We start from the raw sequence: 19,221 nt of genomic DNA, 5'->3' as shown, positions 1-19,221 counted from the left end.
CGCTAGGGTGGCCGCCGTGGGAGAGACGATTCAATCGGTGGAACGGGCGGCCGCGATCCTGCGGCTGCTCGCATCCGGCCCCCGCCAGCTCGGCGTGGCGGAGCTGGCCAGGGCGCTGGGCCTGCCCAAGGGCACACTCCACGGCATCCTGCGCACGCTGGTCCGCGTCGGCTTCGTCGAGCAGGACGCCGCGACCGGCAAGTACCGGCTCGGGGCCACCCTGCTCCACCTGGGCAGCAGCTACCTCGACGTCAACGAGCTGCGCACCCGCTCGATCAACTGGGCCGACGCCCTGGCCGGGCGGAGCAGGGAGAGCGCCTGGATCGGCACCCTGCACGAGGGGCACGTGCTGGTGATCCACCACGTGTTCCGCCCGGACGACAGCATGCAGACCCTCCAGGTCGGCACCTACCTGCCGACGCACGCCAGCGCGCTCGGCAAGGTGCTGCTCGCCTACGACCCGTACGGGGAGTCGCTCGCGGCCCCGCCGCTGCCGGCGTACACCGACCGGACGCTGGTCGACGCCGCCAAGCTGGAGGAGGACCTGGAGCAGGTCCGGGCCAGGGGGTGGGCGGCCGAGATGGAGGAGCTCACCGAGGGCGAGGTCGCCATCGCCGCCCCGATCAAGGACCCGCGCGGCCTCGTGGTGGGCGCCATCGGCATCCGCGGCGCGGTCGAACGGCTGACCTCCGACGGCGCCCTGACCATGGAGTACGTCTCCTACGTCCGCGACGCCGCCCGCGCGATCACCCGCGATCTGGCCAGATGACCGGTTGAACAACACCGGGGCAAACACGTAACATCGCTCACATCGTTCGACAATGTCGAACCCCGACTCCCAAGCGAGGAACCTCGTGCCTCGACCGCACTACATCGCAGCCATCGACCAGGGCACCACGTCCAGCCGGTGCATCGTCTTCGACCAGGCCGGCAACATCGTCACCGTCGCCCAGCGCGAGCACCGCCAGATCTTCCCCAAGCCGGGCTGGGTCGAGCACGACGCCGAGGAGATCTGGCAGTCGGTCCAGAGCGTCATGGCCGAGGCCACCGAGGGGCTCGACATCGCCGCGCTGGGCATCACCAACCAGCGCGAGACCACCGTCCTGTGGGACCGGGAGACCGGGCGTCCCGTCTGCCCCGCGATCGTGTGGCAGGACACCAGGACCGACGCGCTCACCCGCGCGCTCGCCGAGCACGAGGGTCTGTTCAAGGAGAAGGCCGGCCTGCCGCTGACCACGTACTTCTCCGGGCCGAAGATCCGCTGGCTGCTCGACGCGTACGACCTGCGCGAGCGGGCCGAGCGCGGCGAGGTGCTGTTCGGCACGATGGACAGCTGGCTGCTGTGGAACCTGACCGGCCGCCACCTGACCGACGTGACCAACGCCAGCCGCACGATGCTGATGAACATCCACACGCTGAGCTGGGACGACGACCTGCTCGCCGCCCTCGGCGTGCCCCGCGCGATGCTGCCGGAGATCCGCCCGTCCGCCGAGGTCTACGGCCACACCGCGGCCGGCGTGCCGGTGGCCTCCGCGCTCGGCGACCAGCAGGCGGCGCTGTTCGGCCAGACCTGCTTCGAGCCCGGCGAGACCAAGAGCACCTACGGCTCGGGCAGTTTCCTGCTGATGAACACCGGCCAGGAGCCCGTCGTCTCCCGGCACGGCCTGCTGACCACCGTCGGCTACCAGATCGGCGACGGACCGGCCACGTACGCGCTGGAGGGCGCGATCGCCGTCACCGGCTCGCTCGTGCAGTGGCTGCGCGACAACCTGGGCCTGATCTCCAGCGCCGCCGAGATCGAGACGCTGGCCAAGACCGTCGACGACAACGGCGGCTGCTACTTCGTCCCGGCCTTCTCGGGGCTGTTCGCGCCCCACTGGCGCTCCGACGCGCGCGGCGTGATCGCCGGGCTGACCGGGTTCGTCACCAAGGGGCACATCGCGCGGGCCGTCCTGGAGGCCACCGCCTGGCAGACCCGCGAGGTCGTCGACGCGATGAACGCCGACTCCGGCCTCGACCTGACCACGCTGCGCGCCGACGGCGGCATGACGGCCGACAACCTGCTCATGCAGACGCTGGCCGACGTGCTGGCCGTCCCCGTGATCAGGCCGATGGTCGCCGAGACCACCGCGCTCGGCGCCGCGTACGCCGCCGGCCTGGCCACCGGCTACTGGCCCGACCTCGACAGCCTGCGCGCCAACTGGCACAAGGCCTCGGAGTGGCGGCCGGAGATCGACGAACAGGTCCGCGCGCGGGAGTACCGCAATTGGAAGAAGGCCGTGGCCCGCACCCTCGACTGGGTCGAACAGTAGGACTGGAGCACGTCATGAACATCGCCATCGGCGCCGACCGGGCCGAGATCCGGCACGAGCTCTCCCGCGCCACGTACGACCTGCTGGTGATCGGCGGCGGCATCCTCGGCACCTCCGTCACCTGGATGGCCGCGCAGGCGGGGCTGCGGGTGGCGATGGTCGAGGCGGGCGACTTCGCCGGGGCCACCTCCAGCGCGTCGTCCAAGCTGGTCCACGGCGGCCTGCGCTACCTGCAGACCGGCAACGTCAAGCTGGTCGCCGAGAACCACCGCGAACGCCGTGCCCTGGCCGCCGACATCGCGCCCCACCTGGTCAAACCGCTCAGCTTCCTGGTGCCGATCTACAAGGGCGGCCCGCACGGCGCGGCCAAGCTCGGCGCCGGCGTCTTCCTGTACTCCGCGCTGTCGGTGTTCGGCGACGGCATGGGCAAGGTCATCACGCCGCACCAGGCCATGACCCGCGTCCCCGCGCTGCGCAGCGAAGGTCTGCGCGCCGCCGCCGTCTACGGCGACCACCAGATGAACGACAGCCGCGTCGCCGTCATGACCGTGCGCGCGGCCGTCGACGCGGGGGCGGTCGTGCTCAACCACGCCGAGGTCGTCGGACTACGCAAATCGGGCGCCAACGTGACCGGGGCCGAGCTGCGCGACCGTCTCGACGGCACCGAGTTCGGGGTGGACGCCCGGCTCGTCCTCAACGCCACCGGCCCGTGGGTGGACCACCTGCGCCGGATGGAGGACCCGCACGCCGCGCCGAGCATCAGGCTCTCCAAGGGCGCCCACCTGGTCATGCGCCGCCACGACCCGTGGAAGGCCGCGCTCACCACGCCGATCGACAAGTACCGGGTCTCCTTCGCCATCCCGTGGGAGGACCACCTGCTGCTCGGCACCACCGACGAGGCCTACGAGGGCGACCCGGCCGACGTGCGCGCCACCGACGCCGACATCGCCCAGATCCTCGACGAGGCCGGTCACGCCGTACGCGACTGCCAGCTCCGCCGTGAGGACATCACCTACGCCTTCGCCGGGCTGCGCGTGCTGCCCGGCGGCCCCGGGCAGGTGTCGGCCGCCAAGCGGGAGACCGTGGTGACCAGGGGCGCGGGCGGCATGTTGTCGGTCGCGGGCGGCAAGTGGACCACCTACCGGCACATCGGCAGGCACGTCCTGGAGACCCTCTCCCGCCTGCCGGGCCGGCCGCTCGGCGACGACCTGGCCGACATCCTGCCCGCCGTGCCGCTGCCGGGCCTGGCCAGCCCGGACGCCGTCGCCATGCGCCTGTGGACCGAACGCGAGCCGGGCGCCCGCATGGACCCGCTGGTCGCCCGCAACCTGGCCACCCACTACGGCACGATCGCCTTCGACGTGGCCCGGCTCATCCGCGACGACCCCTCGCTCGGCGAGCGCATCCACCCCGACGGGCCCGACATCTGGGCCCAGGCCGTCTACGCCCGCGACCACGAGTGGGCGGCCACCGTCGACGACGTCGTGCGCCGCCGTACCACGCTCACCGTGCGCGGCCTCGACACGCCCGACGTCCGCACCCGCATCGAGCAGCTCCTCGCCTGACCGTCACCCGGGCCGCGGCGGCGCCCCGCCGCCGCGGCTGCGACGAACGTCACCGCAGTTCACAGGTTCGAAGCGGCCCGTAGGGGGAATCCGAGATGGCGCATCCGCCGCCTCCCACCGAGGCGGCGGGCCGCCTACCGGCCGAACCCTCTTCTGCCGCCCCTACGGAGGTGACGTCATGTCCGCCAAGTCCCGGCTGCACATCGCGATGGTGGCTCCCCCGAGGTTCGAGAACCCGCCCCGCTCGTACGGCGGTGTCAAGGTCATGATGGACGACCTCGCGCGGTCCCTGCTCAGACTGGGCCACCAGGTCACCCTGATCGGCGCGGGCCGGTCGGGCACGTCCCCGCACGTCCTGGCCGCCTACACCGAGCCGCCTTCCCACCCGCTCGACGAACCCGCCCCTAGGGCGGCGGTCCCCGACGTCCGGCCGGAGGACCTGGACGTGGACGTCGTCCACGACCACTCCCCGGCCGGCTCGGTGACCGCCCTGAACCTCCGGATCCCGACGGTGACGACCGTGCACGGCCTGGCCTCGGGCGAGCAGGCCGAGCGCTACCGCCGGCTCGGCGACTCCGTCGGCCTGGTGTCCACCTCGACGTTCCAGCGCATGCAGGCCCCCGACCTCAACTGGCTGGGCACCGTGCACAACGGCGTGGACCTGAAGAGCTTCCCCTTCCGCGAGCGCAAGGAGGACTACGCGCTCTTCCTCGGCCGGTTCAGCCCCGGCAAGGGCGCCCACCTGGCCATCGACGCCGCCCGGCGGGCCGGCCGGCGCATCGTGCTCGCCGGCCGGTTGAACGAGCCGTCCGAGCACGAGTACTTCGACCGCCACATCCGCCCCCGGCTCGGCGACGACGCCGTCTACGTCGGCGAGGCCGACGGAGCGCGCAAGCGCGAGCTGCTGGCCGACGCCCACTGCCTGCTCTTCCCCAGCCGCCGGGAGGAGGCGTTCGGCATGGTCATGATCGAGGCCATGGCGAGCGGCACCCCGGTGGTCGCGCTGCGCGGCGGCGCCGTGGGCGAGGTCCTCGTCGACGGCATCACCGGCTACGTCTGCGACGACCCCGCCGACCTGGCCGAGGCGGTCGAGGCCGCGGGCGGCCTGAACCCGGCCGACTGCCGCATGCACGTCAAGCGCAACTTCGACGCGCTCGGCATGGCCATGGGCTACGAGAAGATCTACGAGCTGAGCATCCGCGACCGGCGTCCGGCGCCGTTCGCCGCCTGACCCGCGCGTCCCCGTGCGGCGGATCGCCGCCGCACGGGGTGTCGCCCCCGTCCCGGGGGAAGGGGGTAGGCATGCGCACTGCCATGAACGAGGCTCTGATCAGGCATTTCACCGACCTGCGCGACGGCGTCCACGGCGGCGTCACCGCGCGGGAGGACAAGGAACGCCTGTTCGCCACGGCGGTCGAGCTGCTCGACCCGGTGGCGCGGGCGACGCTGGACGAGTTCAACGCCGACCTGCTCCTCGGCACGGGGCAGGTGGTGGCCAGCGGGCTCACCAGGTCTCAGGAGGGCGGGCTCAACGCCATGTGGTCGCTCACGTGGCCGGAGCAGCGCGACAAGGACATCCTGCCGATCGCGATCGTGGCCCACTACGGCGCCGACTTCCACCACCCGCACCTGCGCGGCAACACGGTCGGCGACTGGCCGCTGAACGTCTTCGACCACTCGGACGCGGCGGGCCAGCTCACCACCCTGCGCGCCATCGCCGCCGCCGACGCCCACAACCTGGTCTTCCAGGAAAGCTACCGCCTCATCCCCGCCGTCACCCGGTAGGCGAGAGCTTTCCCGTCTTCACGGCCCTTGCATGCTTCCGTCTTCACGGCCCTTGCGCGCTTTTCCGTCTTCACGGCCCTTGCGCGCTTTTCCGTCTTCACGGCCCTTGCACGCTTTTCCGTCTTCACGGCTTCGCGTGGTCGAGCCACCCGCCGTACTCCGGCTGGCGGCCCTCCATGTCACGCCCGCTGACCCTTCACCGGCGCGCCGCCGTGACGGTGCGCTCTGTGGGCCGCCTGGGTGCGGGGGCCGAGCCTGTCTGGACCGGCCCCCGTGGGATCACGCCTCGGTGAAGCCTCTTGCCCGGCCGCCGGCGCTCTCGCGGACCGCGGCGGCCACCGCCGTCGCCACGTCGGGGTGGAAGACGCTCGGCACGATGTAGTTGGGGCCCAGCTCCTCCGGGGTCACCACGGCCGCCAGCGCGCCCGCCGCGGCCAGCAGCATCTCCTGCGTCACCCCGCCGGCCTGCGCGTCGAGCAGGCCGCGGAACACGCCCGGGAAGGCCAGCACGTTGTTGATCTGGTTGGGGTAGTCGGAGCGGCCGGTCGCCACCACGGCGGCGTGCTCGCGCGCGTCGTCGGGCGAGACCTCGGGCTCGGGGTTGGCCAGCGCGAACACCACGGAGTCCTTGGCCATCGTCGCGATGTCGTCGCCGGTCAGGATGCCGGGCGCGGACACGCCCACGAACACGTCGGCGTCCTTGACCGCGCCGCGCAGGTCGCCCGCGTAGCCGTCGGCGTTGGTGTGCTCGGCGATCCAGCGCAGCGAGTCGTCGAGGTCGTCGCGGCCCTTGTGCACGGCGCCCAGGTAGTCGCAGACCACCACGTTGCGGGCGCCGGCGGCCAGCAGCAGCCGCAGCACCGCGTTCCCGGCCGCGCCGGCGCCGGCCATCGTGATCCTGACGTTCTCGATGGACTTGTTCACCACGCGCAGCGCGTTGGTCAGCGCCGCCAGCACGCAGATCGCCGTGCCGTGCTGGTCGTCGTGGAAGACCGGGATGTCCAGCAGCTCGCGCAGCCGGCGCTCGACCTCGAAGCAGCGCGGCGCGCCGATGTCCTCCAGGTTGATGCCGCCGAACCCGGGCGCGATCAGCTGCACCGTGCGGACGATCTCGTCGACGTCCTGGGTGTCGAGGCAGATCGGCCAGGCGTCGATGCCCGCGAACCGCTTGAACAGGGCCGCCTTGCCCTCCATGACCGGCAGCGCGGCCTCCGGCCCGATGTTGCCCAGGCCCAGCACCGCCGACCCGTCGGTGACCACGGCCACCGAGTTGCGCTTGATCGTCAGGCGCCGCGCGTCCTCCTTGTTCCTGGCGATGGCCATCGACACGCGCGCCACGCCCGGGGTGTAGGCCATGGACAGCTCGTCGCGGTTGCGCAGCGGCACCTTCGACTTCATCTCGATCTTGCCGCCGAGGTGCATGAGGAACGTGCGGTCGGAGACCTTGTGGATGACGACGCCCTCGACCGCCTCCAGCTGGTCGACGATGGCCTGCGCGTGGTCGGTGTCACGCGCGGCGCAGGTGACGTCGATGCGGAGCTTCTCGTGGCCCGCGTTGGTGACGTCGAGGGCGGTCACCACGCCTCCGGCCGACTCTACGGCGTGGGTGAGCTGGCTCACGGCCTTGCCGCCTGCGGGCACCTCGAGACGCACGGTTATGGAGTACGACACACTCGGGACGGTCGCCACGTCAATCGCTCCTTCGGGACTGACCAAGAAGTCATCCAAGGATAGGGGGCATCAGGTCAACCCAGTGCCGTCGCTGCGGTGACGATGAGATCGACACACGCGGGGACGGGAATCGTCGTGCTGTCCAGCACAAGGTGATAGTGGCACGGATCACCCGGATCCGCCCGATAGAAGTGGCGTACGTAGGCCGTCCTGGCCCGGTCGTTGTCCTCGACGACGGCCCGCGCCTCCCGCTCGCTCGTGCCGCTCAGCGTGGCCGTCTGGCGGACCCGGCGCTTCAGCGGCGCGTCGAGCCTGACGTGGAGGGCGCCGGGATGGTCGGCCAGCACCAGGGCGCCGGCGCGGCCCAGGAAGACGCCTCCCTGAGCCAGGGCCATCTCCTTCATCATGCGCTCGGTGCGCCGGACGAACTCCTCGGGCGGCAGCGGCATCGCGCCGGGCACGTACATGTCCACGCCGCCGAAGGTGACCGTGGGCAGCCGGATGGCGCCCGACAGCAGCCTGCCCAGGCCGTGCTCGGCACGGTCGTCGTGGGCCAGCGCCTCCTCCAGCGTGCAGCCGAGCTCCTTGGCCACGGCGCTGGGGATGGCACGGTCGACGAAGGGCACGCCGAGCCGTTCGGCGACGGCCGGGCCGATGTGGCTACCGGCCGTGCCGTAGGCCGCGGAGATCGTGACGACCCGCATACCCCCAGGTTAGAACAGGGCGCTCGCCAATGCTCTACGCGCTTTCGCCAAAGATGGGTCGTCTGACGGCAACGCGTCGAAAAGTCCGAGCAAGTGCTTTCTGGCCCGGTCGCGGTCGTCGCCCGACGTGCGCTTGACCACGGCCACGACACGCTCGAACGCCTCGTCGACCGCGCCGGAGAGCATCTCCAGGTCGGCGGCCAGCAGCTGCGCGTCGATGTCGGACGGGTCCTGGAGTCGCCGCTGCACGTCGGCCGGGTCGGCCGCGGAGGTGCGCTTGATCAGGCCGACGCCCGCCAGGCCCATCTTGGCGTCCTCGTCACCGGGGACGCGGGCCAGCAGGCGCTGGTAGGCCGCCTCGGCCGCGTCGAGGTCGCCCGCGTCGATGGCCTGCTCGGCCGCCACCAGGTCGGGGTCGGCGGGCGGCCCGGCGGGCTCCTGCGGCCCCTCCTCGGCCGCCGGCGGCCGGGCGTCGGGGTTGGCCTGGTAGAACTGCTCGACCGCGCCCATCAGCTCGTCGAGCCAGCGGCGCACCTCCTGCTCGGGCAGCACCTGCTGGAAGCCGGTGACGGCCTGCCCCTGGAAGATGGCCAGCACGGTCGGCACGGCCTGCACCCGCAGCGCCTGCGCGATCTGGGGGCTGGCGTCGACGTTGACCTTGGCCAGCACGGCCCGGCCGCCCAGGTCGCCGATCACCTTCTCCAGCACCGGGCTGAGCTGGGCGCTGCCGGGCGCCCTCGGCGACCACAGGTCGAGCACCACCGGCACGGTCATCGACCGGTCGATGACGTCCGTCGTGAACGTCTCCTCGGTCACGTCGACGACCGAGGCCGAGGTGGCCCCCTGGGGACCGGCGGCCTCCCGCCGGGCCTGGGCCTCCAGTGCCTGTTTGCGCGCGCCCAGGTCCACAGCTCCGTAGAGCGACCCGGGCCTAGAGAAGTCCGCCATGCTCCTCATCTTGCCGCATGGACGGGCCCGCGAAGTCACCCGCCGCCACCCTCAGCGTGCGGAGCTGGTCGAAGATCTGGCGGAGTTCGTCCTCGGCGTACATCGTGAGGCCGAACTCGGCGGCCATCAGGTCGTCGGTGGCCCGGCGCACGACCTCCCTGCCCTTGCCGGTGATCTCGGCCAGCACGCCGCGGCCGTCGCGGGGGTTGGGCAGGCGGCAGACGAACCCGGACTTCTCCAGCCTGTCCACCGTGTTCGTGACGCTGGTGGGGTGGACCATGAGCCGTTCGCCGATCTTCCACAGCGGCAGCGAGCCGGTGTGGCTGAAGGTCAGCAGGACCAGGGCCTCGTAGCGGGCGAAGGTGAGGTCGTGGGGTTTCAGCAGCGAGTCGAGCTGCGACAGCAGGATCTGCTGCGCTCTCATGATCGAGGTGACCGCGGCCATCGCGGAGGAAGGCCCGAAGCGGGCACGCCAGCTCTCCGCGGCGCGGTCGATGGGATCGAACGGCAGATTGAGCGGCTTCGGCTGGGACACAGCGCTACGGTAGCGTGCCTCTCGTCCCGGTTTCGTCGGGCTACCTGGAGCGACAGGCTTCACCGCTTGACCAAGAATCCGACCGTCAATCATCACGCTCCGTTATGGTTCTCTCACGTAAGGTGACGCGGAAGCCAAGTCCATCTGCCGTGGGGACGGGTCTGGGCTGGCATTCTTCCGCTTTGCCGAGGGCACGGGGGGTGCTTGGTGAACATCAACGGGATACAGGGTGCGTGAGCACTCGGGCGTTACACGCGAGGAGCTGAAGCACAGCGCGGCCGTGACAGTGGCGGTGCTGCTCGCTCTCGGCCTGGTCGCGGCGTGGAACGTCCTGATACCCGGCGTCGACGCGTGGGAGAACATCCTGGCCGCGGTCATCGGCTCGCTGCGGATGACCGGGCCGGTGGCGGCCGCGTTCGCCGCGTGGGTGGCGTTGCGCAAGCGGCGCGCCCTGCGCGGGCGGTCACTCACGACGTGGCGGGCGCTCAAGGCGCCGCTGGCGATCGTGGTGGTGGTGCTGGGCTCGTTCGGCGCGACGGTGCTGGTGCTGGCGGTCAAGACCGTGCTCACCGACCAGGCGGGGCGGCTCAGCCTGTCCGGCCTGGGCATGGGCATGGCGGGCCTGGCGCTCTACGCGGTGATCGGGTGGGTGGCCGGCTGGGTCGTGCCCAAGGCGCTCACGCCGCCGATCACGGGGCTGGCCTGCTACGTCGCCTTCTCCTGGCTGGCCGACGACCGGGGGCTGGCCGACCGGCTGGTGCCGGGCACGGGCGAGCCGTACGACCTGTTCCAGGGGCTGGGCGGGGCGCCGTTCTTCGACCAGACGATCTGGCTGCTCGGCATCACCTGCGCGCTGCTGCTCGGCTGGGCGGCGCTGGTGACCAGGCAGGCCCTGGTGCTGGCGTGCGCGCTGCTGGCCGTCCTGGCGGCGGGCATGGGCGTGTCGCGGATGCTGGCCCACCCCAAGCCGGCCGCGGCCGAGGACATCGCCTACGCCTGCCAGGAGTGGCCGATCACGGTCTGCCTGCACCCCGGGATGCGGGCCGGGCAGACCGAGCTGGGCGCGGTGTTCACGCAGATCGCCTCACGCCTGGCCGGCACGCCGGCCGCGTTCACGCGGGTGGAGCAGCGGCCGCTGGACGAGCCGCTGAAGCCCTCCAACGGCCTGGCGCCGATCCACGTGCCCGACCTGTCGGCGGGGTTCGCCGAGGAGGCGGCCTACGAGTACATCGACGCGCTGGCCGCCCGCTGCCCCGGCACGCCGGCCGACGGCTACCGGGAGATCGTGATGGCCTGGCTGCGCGGCGAGCCGCTGCCCGGCGGCCCGCTGCCCGAGCACCAGTACGCCGCGTCCTGGTTCTCCGGTCTCGACGAGCACCAGCGCAGGGAGTGGCTGCGCATGTTCTACAGCGACTTCCAGGCGTGCCGCCTGTCCAGCACGCACTTCGGCGGCGGTCCGGCCCCCACCGCCGTCATCACGCCCCCCACCGGCGCCACGCCCGAGAGCAGCCACGTCTACCCGGTCTATCCCGACCCCGGCACCCCGAGCACCTCCGGCTGAGGACGAAGATGTCACCCTGCGGGTGGCACTGATGATCGCCGAGCGGGTAGTCATGCCCCATGACGACTTCCCAGACGACGCCGCCGGACCTGGCTCCCCGGCGGCGGCGCAGGTGGCGATACGCGGCCGGGTTCCTCGTCCTGGCGGTCCTGCTCGTGGTGGGCGGCCGGCTGGCCTGGACCTGGCTCAACCCGTTCGGAGAGCAGACCGTCGACCGCAGCCAGCCGGTGCTGCTGCAGTCCATCAAGGACCTCAGCCGGTTCGAGGCGGCCACGGGCACCTTCCAGGTCGTCGTCGACCTGGAGAAGGACGCCAACTTCCTGCCCGACGCGGTCAAGGGCACCCGCACGCTGTTCGTGGGCGCGGGCGGCGTCGACGCCTACGTCGACTTCTCGGCCATGGGGGCGGGCGCGGTGACCGTGAACAAGGAGCGCACCGAGGCCACCGTCCGCCTCCCGCGCGCCCAGCTGGAGAAGCCCAACCTGGACAACAGCCGCTCGTACGTGTTCGCCCAGCAGCGCGGCCTGCTCGACCGCGTCCAGGACTTCCTGTCGGGCTCCCCGGGCGACCAGCGCGAGCTCTACCTGCTGGCGGAGAAGAAGATCACCGAGGCGGCCGTGGCCAGCGACCTGCGGGCGCGGGCCGACGCCAACACCAGATCGATGCTCACCGGCATGCTCAAGTCGCTCGGGTTCGCCAAGGTGACCGTGAAGTTCACCGACGAGCCCTGACGCGCCTCCTTACCCTGCCTGCGGGCCGCTCCACCTCGGGTGGGGCGGCCCGTCCGCGTTCCCGCCTAGGTATGCCGAGGCGTCCTTAGTCCATGGGCGTGTCTGCCTAAGTATCTCCCTACCTGCCCGAACCCCGGCAGATAGGACATCCGCCCGATGTGGCGGGAGGGGCCTTAGGAGGAGTCTTAAGAGTGCAGGGAACAAGGAAACACGAACAGCAGGAGCATCGGATGAACGCCGAACTCGAGTACTCCGTCATGCAGCACCACGCCGCCGAACTCCGTCGGGCCGCCGCCGAGCAGCGGCGCGTACGGGAAGCGCTGAAGGGACAGCGTTCCGAGCGTCGCCACCGCTCGGTCTTCGCCAAGTTCCTGGCTTCATGACCGTCCACAAGCAGCCCGGCCGCAACCTCCCTCGCGGCCGGGCTGAGATGCCCCCTTAGGGGGGCGCGTCCGGCGTCGGATTCCTGGCCGGCCCGAGCGCAGCGTCACCGACACCCCGGTCCCGTTCCTGGTCGGACCGGGGTTTCGCGCGTTCACGCCGTACGTCGCGGGGGCTCGTACGGCGTGGGCAGGACACTGACGGAAGATGTCAGGGATCGGCGCATACCGTCCGGGCATGGACAACAGCTTCGACTTCTTCGTCGGCACCTGGACCTCACGGCAGCGACGGCTGCGCAAGGCGCTGGCCGGCAGCGACGAATGGTACGAGTTCACCGGGCGCACCAGGTGCTGGAGCGTCCTGGACGGCGCGGGCAACATCGACGAGGTCACCTTCCCCAGCGAGGGCTCGGCCGGGGTGACCCTGCGCCTGTACGACAAGGCGGCCGGCACCTGGTCGCTCTACTGGGCCGGCAGCGCCACCGGCATGTCCCTGCCGCCCGTCGTGGGCCGCTTCGACGACACCGGAGTCGGCCTGTTCACCTGCGACGACGTGTACGACGGCAGGCCGATCAAGGTCGCCTACGTCTGGTCGGACATCACCGCCGAGTCGTGCCGATGGGAGCAGCGCTTCTCCCCCGACGGCGGGACGACCTGGGAGACCAACTGGATAGCCGACTTCACCCGCGCCTCCTGAATCCTTTTCGGGGGTCGGCGCCTCTCATGTCCGTACAACGGAACGAGACAATGGGAGACCATCATGGTGATCGCCATCGCGGCCGGCGCTGCGGCCGTACTGATCTGCACGTGCGTCGTCGTACTGCGGCGAAGGAGCAAGGAACGTGGCTGACCCGCAGCGCCTCGGCACGGCCGCCGCGCCCGGCGCCCCGGCGCCGGCCGGCGGCGGGCGCGCCTGGTCGGACGAGCAGCTGATCAACGCGGCCCGGGCCGGCGACGCCGACTCGATCGCCGCGCTGGTGTCGGGCGCCCACCCGCACGTGCGGCGCTTCGCCCACACGCTGTGCGCCACGCCGGAGGACGCCGAGGACGCCGCCCAGGAGGCGCTGATCGTCCTGTACCGCAAGATCGGCACCCTGCGCGCGTCCGGAGCGCTGGCCTCGTGGATGTTCCGGATCATCCGCAACGAGTGCATCAGGCGGGCCCGCCTGATGCTGCGTCCTGAACCGCCCGCGCCCTCCTCGGCCGCCGCGCAGTCGGCCGAGGAGGAGATGTTCGAACGGCTGGAGGCCGCGCGGGTGGCCGAGGCCATCGCGGCACTCCCCGCCGACCAGCGGCGGGTGCTCATCATGCGGGACGTCCAGGGGCTCAGCGGCCGCATGGTCGCCGACGCCCTCGGGCTGAGCGTCCCGGCGATGAAGTCCCGCCTGCACCGCGCCCGTGCGACCGTGCACGGCCTGCTGTCCCAAGGAGCCCTCCATGACTGAGCCCACCGCGGGGACGTCACTGCCCCGTCACCTGGCCCGCGGCGCGCTGGGCTTCGGCGCGTTGATCGCCGCGATCGCGCTGATCCCGTGGACCGGGCCGGTCAGCCTGGTGCTCGCCGTCCCCGGCGCGATCGCCCTGCGCGGGTGCCCGGCGTGCTGGGTGATGGCGCTGGTGCAGCTCGTCTCGATGGGACGCATGCAGCGCCAGTGCACCGACGGCGTGTGCGAGCTGGTCCCGGCGGGCGGGCGGCACGCGGGCAAGGGCGCGGCTCATTGACCGCGCCCTGACCGGCGACCGCGCACAGGGGGCAGGAGACAGGCCCACCCGACGACAGCGACCGGGTGGGCCTGGACGGGTCAGGGCACGCGGATGATCAGCGCGTCGCCCTGCCCGCCGCCGCCGCACAGGCCGGCCGCCCCGAGGCCGCCGCCTCGCCGCTTCAGCTCGTACGCCAGCGTCAGCACGATCCGCGCCCCCGAGGCCCCGATCGGGTGCCCGAGCGCGATGCCGCCGCCGTTGACGTTCACCTTGTCCAGCGGCACGCCGAGCTCCTTGGCCGACTGCAGGACCACGCTGGCGAACGCCTCGTTGATCTCGATCAGGTCGAGGTCGTCGGCGGTCAGCCCCTGCTTGGACAGCGCGTGCTTGATGGCGTTGGCCGGCTGCGACTGCAGGGACGCGTCGGGCCCGGCCACGTTGCCGTGCCGGCCGATCTCCGCCAGCCACGGCAGCCCGAGCTCCTCGGCCTTGGCCTTCGACATGACCACCACGGCGCACGCGCCGTCGGAGATCTGCGAGGCCGACCCGGCGGTGATGGTGCCGTCGGCGGCGAAGGCCGGGCGCAGCTTGGCCAGCGTCTCGGCGGTGGTGTCGCCGCGGATGCCCTCGTCCTCGCGGACGATCACCGGCTCGCCGCGGCGCTGCGGGATCTCGACCGGGACGATCTCCTCCTCGAAGACGCCGTTCTTGGTGGCGGCGGCGGCGAGCTGGTGGGAGCGGGCCGACAGGGCGTCCTGCTCGTCGCGGGCGATGCCGAGCCGGGCGTTGTGCCGCTCGGTCGACTCGCCCATCGCGCACTGGTCGAAGGCGCAGAACAGGCCGTCGTGGGCCATGGAGTCGACCACCTCGGAGCCGCCGTACTTGACGCCCTTGCGCAGCCCCGGCAGCAGGTGGGGGGCGTTGGTCATGGACTCCATGCCGCCCGCGACCACGATGTCGAACTCGCCGGCGCGGATGAGCTGGTCGGCCAGGGCGATGGCGTCGAGGCCCGACAGGCAGACCTTGTTGACGGTCAGCGAGGGCACTGTCATCGGGATGCCGGCCTTGACGGCGGCCTGGCGGGAGGGGATCTGGCCCGCGCCCGCCTGGAGCACCTGGCCCATGATCACGTACTCGACGGCCTCCGGGGCCACTCCGGCACGTTCCAGGGCGGCCTTGATGGCGATGCCACCCAGCTCCACGCCGGACAGCCCGGACAGGGCGCCGAGCAACTTGCCGATGGGGGTACGAGCTCCGGCGACGATGACGGAACTGGACATTGGCGGCGGCCTCCTGTGCTCACGAGGGGTTCTTTGACACCATACCCACGAGTAGGAGCTCGCCCGCTATGGAGGTAGGCCACACAATGTTCATGCGCATCGACCACATCGGGATCGCCTGCCACGACCTGGAGGAGAAGATCGCGTTCTTCTCGGAGACGTTCGAGCTGACCGTCGTGGCCCGCGAGGTCAACGAGGCGCAGGGCGTCAAGGAGGCGATGCTGCACATCGCCGACGGCGAGGGCGGGGGCTCCTACATCCAGCTGCTGGAACCCCTTTCCGACGACTCGCCGGTGGGGAAATTCCTCGCCAAACGGGGCGAAGGTGTCCACCATGTGGCATTTGGGGTTTCCGACGTCGCCGAGGCCATGACTAAGATCAACGAGAAGGGCGTGAGGGTGCTGGACGAACGTCCGCGGCACGGTTCGATGGGGTCGCAGATCGCGTTCCTGCACCCCAAAGATGTGGGAGGAATGCTCACCGAGTTGGTCCAAGCGGCCTCGCGCTAGCAAACGGAAATTTCGTACATAAGTAACTAGTCACGCAGAAAGCTGGACGGGGCCCGAAGGTGGCACCAGCGGAGTACGCTGGCTTCCCACCGGACAGGGAGCCTGCCGCGAGGCACAGGCTCCTGGCTCGGCTGCCCCGAACCCCCCGTCCGGCCCGTGTAGCCGTCTCGACAACCCAGGATCGAGCCTCCATGCAGTCCGACATCGACGCCCAGCTCAACAACTTCTTCGAGGACGCCCCGGCACGCGAGTTCGACGTCGTGCTCAGGGGCTACGACCGGCACCAGGTGCACGACCACCTCAAGCAGCTCGACCTGGAGCTACGCCAGTCCAGGGAGCAGGTCACCAACCTGCAGCGCGATCTGTCCGACTCCCAGCGCCAGCTGCAGGAGCAGGAGCGTCCGACGTACTCCGGTCTCGGCGCCCGCATCGAGCAGTTGCTGCGCCTGGCCGAGGAGCAGGCCACCGAGCTCGTGCAGGCCGCCCGGACCGAGGCCAACGAGATCAAGGCCGCCGCCAAGGTCGAGGCCGCCGACCTGCGGGCCGCCGCCGAGGCCGAGGCCGCCGAGAAGCGGGCCCAGGCCACGCGGGAGAGCGACGACATGCGCTCCACCGCCGAGCGGGACGCCGAGGAGATCCGCTCCACCGCCCGCCGCGAGGCCGACGAGCTGACCAACACCACCGAGCGCGAGGCCGCCAAGCTGCGGGCCACCGCCGACCACGAGGTGGCCGAGAAGCGGGCCGACGCCGAGCGCGAGATCGCCAAGCTGCGCACCACCACCGAGCGCGAGGTGGCGCAGCTGCGCGCCTCGACCAAGCGCGAGCGCGACGAGGTGCTGACCACCGCCAAGCGGCAGGCCGACGAGATGCGCGCGCAGGCTCAGCGGGTGCTGGAGGAGTCGGAGGCCAAGCGGGCCCAGGACGAGGCGGAGTTCGAGATCCAGCTCGCCTCCCGCCGGGAGGAGGCCGAGCGCCAGGAGGCCGAGCGCCACGCCACCGCCCAGGCCAACACGCAGAAGATGGTCGCCGAGGCCGAGCAGCGGGCCGCCACGGCCGAGTCGCGCGCCACGAAGGCCACCCAGCAGGCCGAGCAGACGCGCCGCGAGGCCGACCTGCACGCCAAGCAGCTCGTCGCCAACGCCCGCAAGAGCGCCGAGACGATCATGTCGGAGGCCAAGACCAGCGCCGAGACGATCGTTACCGAGGCGAAGAACGACGCCGAGCGCACCCGCACCACGATGCAGCGCCAGGTCGACGAGCTGACCAGGCAGCGCGACAGCATCACCAGCCACCTGGCCCAGCTGCGCCAGCTGCTCGGCGGCGCCGCCCTGCCGGGCCTGGAGCCGGAGCCCGCGGTCGCCGCGGCCCCGGCCAAGCCGGCCATCGCCGCGCCGGCCGCCGAGCCGGTCGCGCCGCCCACGACGCCCGCTCCCAAGGTCGAGGCCAAGAGCGAGGACGACGCGGAGTGGTGGCAGGAGTGACGGCGGGCTAGGCGGGAGACCGCACACGGGGGCAGCGAACGGTTGGAGAGAGAGCCTGGTGACCTTGGGTCGCTAGGCTCTCTTTCTGTTTCACCGACACCTCCCGTCCCCCCTAGGAGCCCCCCGTGTCCGCAGAAACCGAGCCCAGGACCGCCGAGGAGGCCGAGGCGCCCCAGGAGCCCGGTCCCGCCGAGGAGCAGGGGCCCGCCGAGGAGCCGGCGCCGTACGGGCTGCCGGGCAAGCCGTTCGCCCGCGGCCCGTTCCTGTTCGGGCTGGTGGGCGGGCTGGGCGTGCTGACGGCCATCGCGCTCGCGCAGATGATCGAGAAGTCGCTCAGCACGATCATCCTCATCGTCGTGGCGATGTTCCTGGCCGTGGGCCTCAACCCGGCGGTCGAGGCGTTGCAGCGGCGCGGCCTGGGCAGGCGGCCGGCGATCTCGATCGTGTTCACCGGGGTGGTCGTGGCGTTCGCGCTGTTCGGCCTGGCCGTGGTGCCGCCGGTCAGCCAGCAGTTGTCGGAGTTCATCGCGGCCGTGCCCGGCTACATCACCGACCTGAGCAACCATCCGACGGTCCGCCAGATCGAGGCCGAGTACCACGTGCTGGCGCAGGTGCGCCAGTTCGTGACCAGCACGCTCGGGCCCGCGCTGGCCAGCGGCATCATGGGCGCGGGTCTGGTGGTGCTCAACGGCGTGTTCACCACCGTGACGCTGCTGGTGCTCATGCTGTACTTCCTCGGCTCGCTGCACACGATCAAGGAGTACCTGCTCAAGCTCGTCCCGGCCTCGCGCCGGCCGCGCACGACGGCCATCACCGAGCAGATCCTCACCGGCATCGGCGGCTACGTCGCGGGCAACGTGCTCATCTCGGTCATCGCGGGCGTGCTGACCTGGATCTTCCTGTCGATCGCCGGGGTGCAGTACGCGCTCGCGCTCGCCCTCGTCGTGGCCCTGACCGACCTGATCCCGCTGGTGGGCGCCACGATCGGCGCGGTGCTGGTCACCGGGGTCGCGCTGCTGCAGTCGCTGCCGGCCGGCATCGCCTGCGCCATCTTCTTCGTGGTCTACCAGCAGATCGAGAACTACTTCATCTACCCCAGGGTGATGAAGCGCTCGGTGGACGTGACGCCCGCCGTGACGGTGATCGCCGCGCTGTTCGGCGGCGCTCTGCTCGGCATCGTCGGAGCGTTGCTGGCGATCCCGGTGGCCGCCGCCATCGCGCTGATCATCCGGGAGATCGTGCTGCCCCGCCAAGCTCGGTCCTGAGGAACTCGGCCACCGTCGCGTTGAACGCCTCCGGCTGCTCGACCGCGCTCAGGTGACCGGCCTTGGGGATGACCTCCAGCCTGCCCTCGGGCGCGGCCCGCGCCATGGCCTCGGCGTCGGCGGGCGGTGACAGCTCGTCCTCCTCCCCCACGACGATCAGCAGGGGCACCTTCAGCTCGCCCAGCGTGCCGAAGGAGTCGGGACGCGCGGCCATGGCCCGTTGCGCCCAGGCCACGGCCCCCGGCGGGGCCGACTGCACCAGACCCTTGACCCGGCCGAACACCATGGCCCTGCGTTCCTTGGTCGTGGGCCCGATGAGCGCCGGCAGCACCTCGCTGACCAGCACCTCGCTCCCCTCGTCCAGCACGGCGCGGGCGATGCGTTCCCGGTTGTCCCTGGCGGCGGGCGGGTCGGTGCCGGCCTTGGTGTCGGCCAGGACCACGCCCAGCACCCGGTCGGGATGCCGGCGGCAGAACGCCATGGTCACGTAGCCGCCCATCGACAACCCGCCGACCACCGCCCGGTCGATGCCCTCGTCGTCGAGCAGCCGGGCGACGTCGTCGGCCATCAGATCGAGGGAGGGCTCGTCGTCGCCCAGCCGGGAGCCGCCGAACCCGCGCAGGTCGGGGGTGATGACCCGGCAGACCGTCGACAGCCCTTCGCGCTGGGCCAGCCACATCGCCGACGACAGCGGGAACGCGTGAAGCAGCACAACCGGGAGTCCGCTCCCGGCCGATCTCGTGTAGAGCTGCACGGACCACACGGTAGCCGGGTTCACGGAGACATTCAC

At 71.5% G+C, this 19,221-nt stretch carries 20 protein-coding genes; 14 read left to right on the top strand and 6 right to left on the bottom strand.

Annotated features, from left to right (window positions below; translation table 11 throughout):
- The first annotated feature begins 16 nt into the window (after positions 1 to 16).
- From ACIBK9_RS32360 to ACIBK9_RS32340, 5 genes are all read left to right on the top strand, one after another.
- Complete coding sequence (locus ACIBK9_RS32360; protein WP_352350074.1) at positions 17 to 769, top strand: IclR family transcriptional regulator; 753 nt, start codon at positions 17 to 19, stop codon at positions 767 to 769.
- Between the two features lie 52 nt (positions 770 to 821).
- A complete protein-coding gene (gene glpK, locus ACIBK9_RS32355) occupies positions 822 to 2,312 on the top strand; it encodes a glycerol kinase GlpK (protein ID WP_397162479.1) in 1,491 nt (496 codons plus the stop codon).
- Positions 2,313 to 2,326: 14 nt separating this feature from the next.
- Entirely contained in the window at positions 2,327 to 3,877 is a 1,551-nt protein-coding gene (locus tag ACIBK9_RS32350; RefSeq protein ID WP_397162478.1) for an FAD-dependent oxidoreductase, read from the top strand.
- Positions 3,878 to 4,055: 178 nt separating this feature from the next.
- Positions 4,056 to 5,108, top strand: coding sequence for a glycosyltransferase family 4 protein (locus tag ACIBK9_RS32345; protein WP_397162477.1), 1,053 nt, complete (start codon positions 4,056 to 4,058; stop codon positions 5,106 to 5,108).
- A gap of 71 nt (positions 5,109 to 5,179) precedes the next feature.
- Positions 5,180 to 5,662, top strand: a complete 483-nt coding sequence (locus ACIBK9_RS32340; protein WP_352326153.1) for a hypothetical protein — start codon at positions 5,180 to 5,182, stop codon at positions 5,660 to 5,662.
- A gap of 279 nt (positions 5,663 to 5,941) precedes the next feature.
- On the opposite strand, the gene ACIBK9_RS32335 is transcribed toward ACIBK9_RS32340, so the two are convergent.
- Genes ACIBK9_RS32335 through ACIBK9_RS32320 form a run of 4 tightly spaced genes read right to left on the bottom strand, consistent with a single transcriptional unit; the run spans position 5,942 to position 9,520 of the window.
- Positions 5,942 to 7,351, bottom strand: a complete 1,410-nt coding sequence (locus ACIBK9_RS32335; protein WP_352326154.1) for an NAD-dependent malic enzyme — start codon at positions 7,349 to 7,351, stop codon at positions 5,942 to 5,944.
- A 56-nt stretch (positions 7,352 to 7,407) separates the two neighbouring features.
- A complete protein-coding gene (locus tag ACIBK9_RS32330) occupies positions 7,408 to 8,037 on the bottom strand; it encodes an AAA family ATPase (protein ID WP_397162476.1) in 630 nt (209 codons plus the stop codon).
- A 9-nt stretch (positions 8,038 to 8,046) separates the two neighbouring features.
- Positions 8,047 to 8,985 (bottom strand): tetratricopeptide repeat protein, encoded by a 939-nt coding sequence (locus tag ACIBK9_RS32325; protein WP_358283494.1) that lies wholly within the window; start codon positions 8,983 to 8,985, stop codon positions 8,047 to 8,049.
- The gene (locus ACIBK9_RS32320) at positions 8,969 to 9,520 is read right to left on the bottom strand and encodes a MarR family transcriptional regulator (protein WP_358283492.1); all 552 of its coding nucleotides are present in this window, start codon (positions 9,518 to 9,520) and stop codon (positions 8,969 to 8,971) included. The genes ACIBK9_RS32325 and ACIBK9_RS32320 overlap by 17 nt, the downstream gene beginning before the upstream one ends.
- Before the next feature lie 229 nt (positions 9,521 to 9,749).
- Here ACIBK9_RS32320 and ACIBK9_RS32315 point away from each other — a divergent pair, with 229 nt between their 5' ends.
- The 6 genes from ACIBK9_RS32315 to ACIBK9_RS32290 all read left to right on the top strand — a co-directional run bounded on the left by ACIBK9_RS32315 (position 9,750) and on the right by ACIBK9_RS32290 (position 13,914).
- Entirely contained in the window at positions 9,750 to 11,081 is a 1,332-nt protein-coding gene (locus ACIBK9_RS32315) for a hypothetical protein (RefSeq protein WP_397162475.1), read from the top strand.
- A gap of 59 nt (positions 11,082 to 11,140) precedes the next feature.
- Positions 11,141 to 11,812 carry a DUF4230 domain-containing protein gene (locus ACIBK9_RS32310; RefSeq protein ID WP_364324747.1) on the top strand — a complete coding sequence of 224 codons (672 nt, stop codon included), beginning with the start codon at positions 11,141 to 11,143 and terminating at the stop codon, positions 11,810 to 11,812.
- A gap of 230 nt (positions 11,813 to 12,042) precedes the next feature.
- Complete coding sequence (locus ACIBK9_RS32305) at positions 12,043 to 12,195, top strand: hypothetical protein (RefSeq protein WP_352324303.1); 153 nt, start codon at positions 12,043 to 12,045, stop codon at positions 12,193 to 12,195.
- A gap of 235 nt (positions 12,196 to 12,430) precedes the next feature.
- Positions 12,431 to 12,889, top strand: a complete 459-nt coding sequence (locus ACIBK9_RS32300; RefSeq protein ID WP_397162474.1) for a hypothetical protein — start codon at positions 12,431 to 12,433, stop codon at positions 12,887 to 12,889.
- Between the two features lie 145 nt (positions 12,890 to 13,034).
- Entirely contained in the window at positions 13,035 to 13,637 is a 603-nt protein-coding gene (locus ACIBK9_RS32295) for a sigma-70 family RNA polymerase sigma factor (RefSeq protein WP_358283487.1), read from the top strand.
- Positions 13,630 to 13,914, top strand: coding sequence for a hypothetical protein (locus tag ACIBK9_RS32290; protein WP_397162473.1), 285 nt, complete (start codon positions 13,630 to 13,632; stop codon positions 13,912 to 13,914). Before ACIBK9_RS32295 ends, ACIBK9_RS32290 begins: the two co-directional genes overlap by 8 nt.
- Positions 13,915 to 13,994: 80 nt before the next feature.
- Here ACIBK9_RS32290 and ACIBK9_RS32285 read toward each other — a convergent pair whose 3' ends face one another.
- Positions 13,995 to 15,176, bottom strand: a complete 1,182-nt coding sequence (locus tag ACIBK9_RS32285) for an acetyl-CoA C-acetyltransferase (protein ID WP_358283483.1) — start codon at positions 15,174 to 15,176, stop codon at positions 13,995 to 13,997.
- Positions 15,177 to 15,262: 86 nt separating this feature from the next.
- Here ACIBK9_RS32285 and mce point away from each other — a divergent pair, with 86 nt between their 5' ends.
- From mce to ACIBK9_RS32270, 3 genes are all read left to right on the top strand, one after another.
- A complete protein-coding gene (gene mce, locus ACIBK9_RS32280; protein ID WP_352350044.1) occupies positions 15,263 to 15,685 on the top strand; it encodes a methylmalonyl-CoA epimerase in 423 nt (140 codons plus the stop codon).
- A gap of 191 nt (positions 15,686 to 15,876) precedes the next feature.
- Positions 15,877 to 17,166, top strand: coding sequence for a DivIVA domain-containing protein (locus tag ACIBK9_RS32275; RefSeq protein WP_352350042.1), 1,290 nt, complete (start codon positions 15,877 to 15,879; stop codon positions 17,164 to 17,166).
- Positions 17,167 to 17,291: 125 nt separating this feature from the next.
- The gene (locus ACIBK9_RS32270; RefSeq protein WP_397162472.1) at positions 17,292 to 18,431 is read left to right on the top strand and encodes an AI-2E family transporter; all 1,140 of its coding nucleotides are present in this window, start codon (positions 17,292 to 17,294) and stop codon (positions 18,429 to 18,431) included.
- Here ACIBK9_RS32270 and ACIBK9_RS32265 read toward each other — a convergent pair.
- Entirely contained in the window at positions 18,391 to 19,185 is a 795-nt protein-coding gene (locus ACIBK9_RS32265; protein WP_397162471.1) for an alpha/beta fold hydrolase, read from the bottom strand. The genes ACIBK9_RS32270 and ACIBK9_RS32265 overlap by 41 nt on opposite strands.
- Positions 19,186 to 19,221 lie beyond the last annotated feature (36 nt).

It is taken from the genome of Nonomuraea sp. NPDC050227, assembly GCF_044459705.1.
Classification (GTDB): domain Bacteria; phylum Actinomycetota; class Actinomycetes; order Streptosporangiales; family Streptosporangiaceae; genus Nonomuraea.
The sequence above is the reverse complement of the archived record's forward strand: the minus strand, read 5'-3'. Positions and strand labels throughout refer to the sequence as shown.

Coding starts and splice junctions, on each gene's coding strand:
- glpK (WP_397162479.1), top strand. CDS start 822: ATGTCGAACCCCGACTCCCAAGCGAGGAACCTCGTGCCTCGACCGCAC.
- ACIBK9_RS32340 (WP_352326153.1), top strand. CDS start 5,180: ATGCGCACTGCCATGAACGAGGCTCTGATCAGGCATTTCACCGACCTG.
- ACIBK9_RS32305 (WP_352324303.1), top strand. CDS start 12,043: ATGAACGCCGAACTCGAGTACTCCGTCATGCAGCACCACGCCGCCGAA.
- ACIBK9_RS32310 (WP_364324747.1), top strand. CDS start 11,141: ATGACGACTTCCCAGACGACGCCGCCGGACCTGGCTCCCCGGCGGCGG.
- ACIBK9_RS32350 (WP_397162478.1), top strand. CDS start 2,327: ATGAACATCGCCATCGGCGCCGACCGGGCCGAGATCCGGCACGAGCTC.
- ACIBK9_RS32285 (WP_358283483.1), bottom strand. CDS start 15,176: ATGTCCAGTTCCGTCATCGTCGCCGGAGCTCGTACCCCCATCGGCAAG.
- ACIBK9_RS32345 (WP_397162477.1), top strand. CDS start 4,056: ATGTCCGCCAAGTCCCGGCTGCACATCGCGATGGTGGCTCCCCCGAGG.
- ACIBK9_RS32290 (WP_397162473.1), top strand. CDS start 13,630: ATGACTGAGCCCACCGCGGGGACGTCACTGCCCCGTCACCTGGCCCGC.
- mce (WP_352350044.1), top strand. CDS start 15,263: ATGTTCATGCGCATCGACCACATCGGGATCGCCTGCCACGACCTGGAG.
- ACIBK9_RS32330 (WP_397162476.1), bottom strand. CDS start 8,037: ATGCGGGTCGTCACGATCTCCGCGGCCTACGGCACGGCCGGTAGCCAC.
- ACIBK9_RS32325 (WP_358283494.1), bottom strand. CDS start 8,985: ATGGCGGACTTCTCTAGGCCCGGGTCGCTCTACGGAGCTGTGGACCTG.
- ACIBK9_RS32300 (WP_397162474.1), top strand. CDS start 12,431: ATGGACAACAGCTTCGACTTCTTCGTCGGCACCTGGACCTCACGGCAG.
- ACIBK9_RS32275 (WP_352350042.1), top strand. CDS start 15,877: ATGCAGTCCGACATCGACGCCCAGCTCAACAACTTCTTCGAGGACGCC.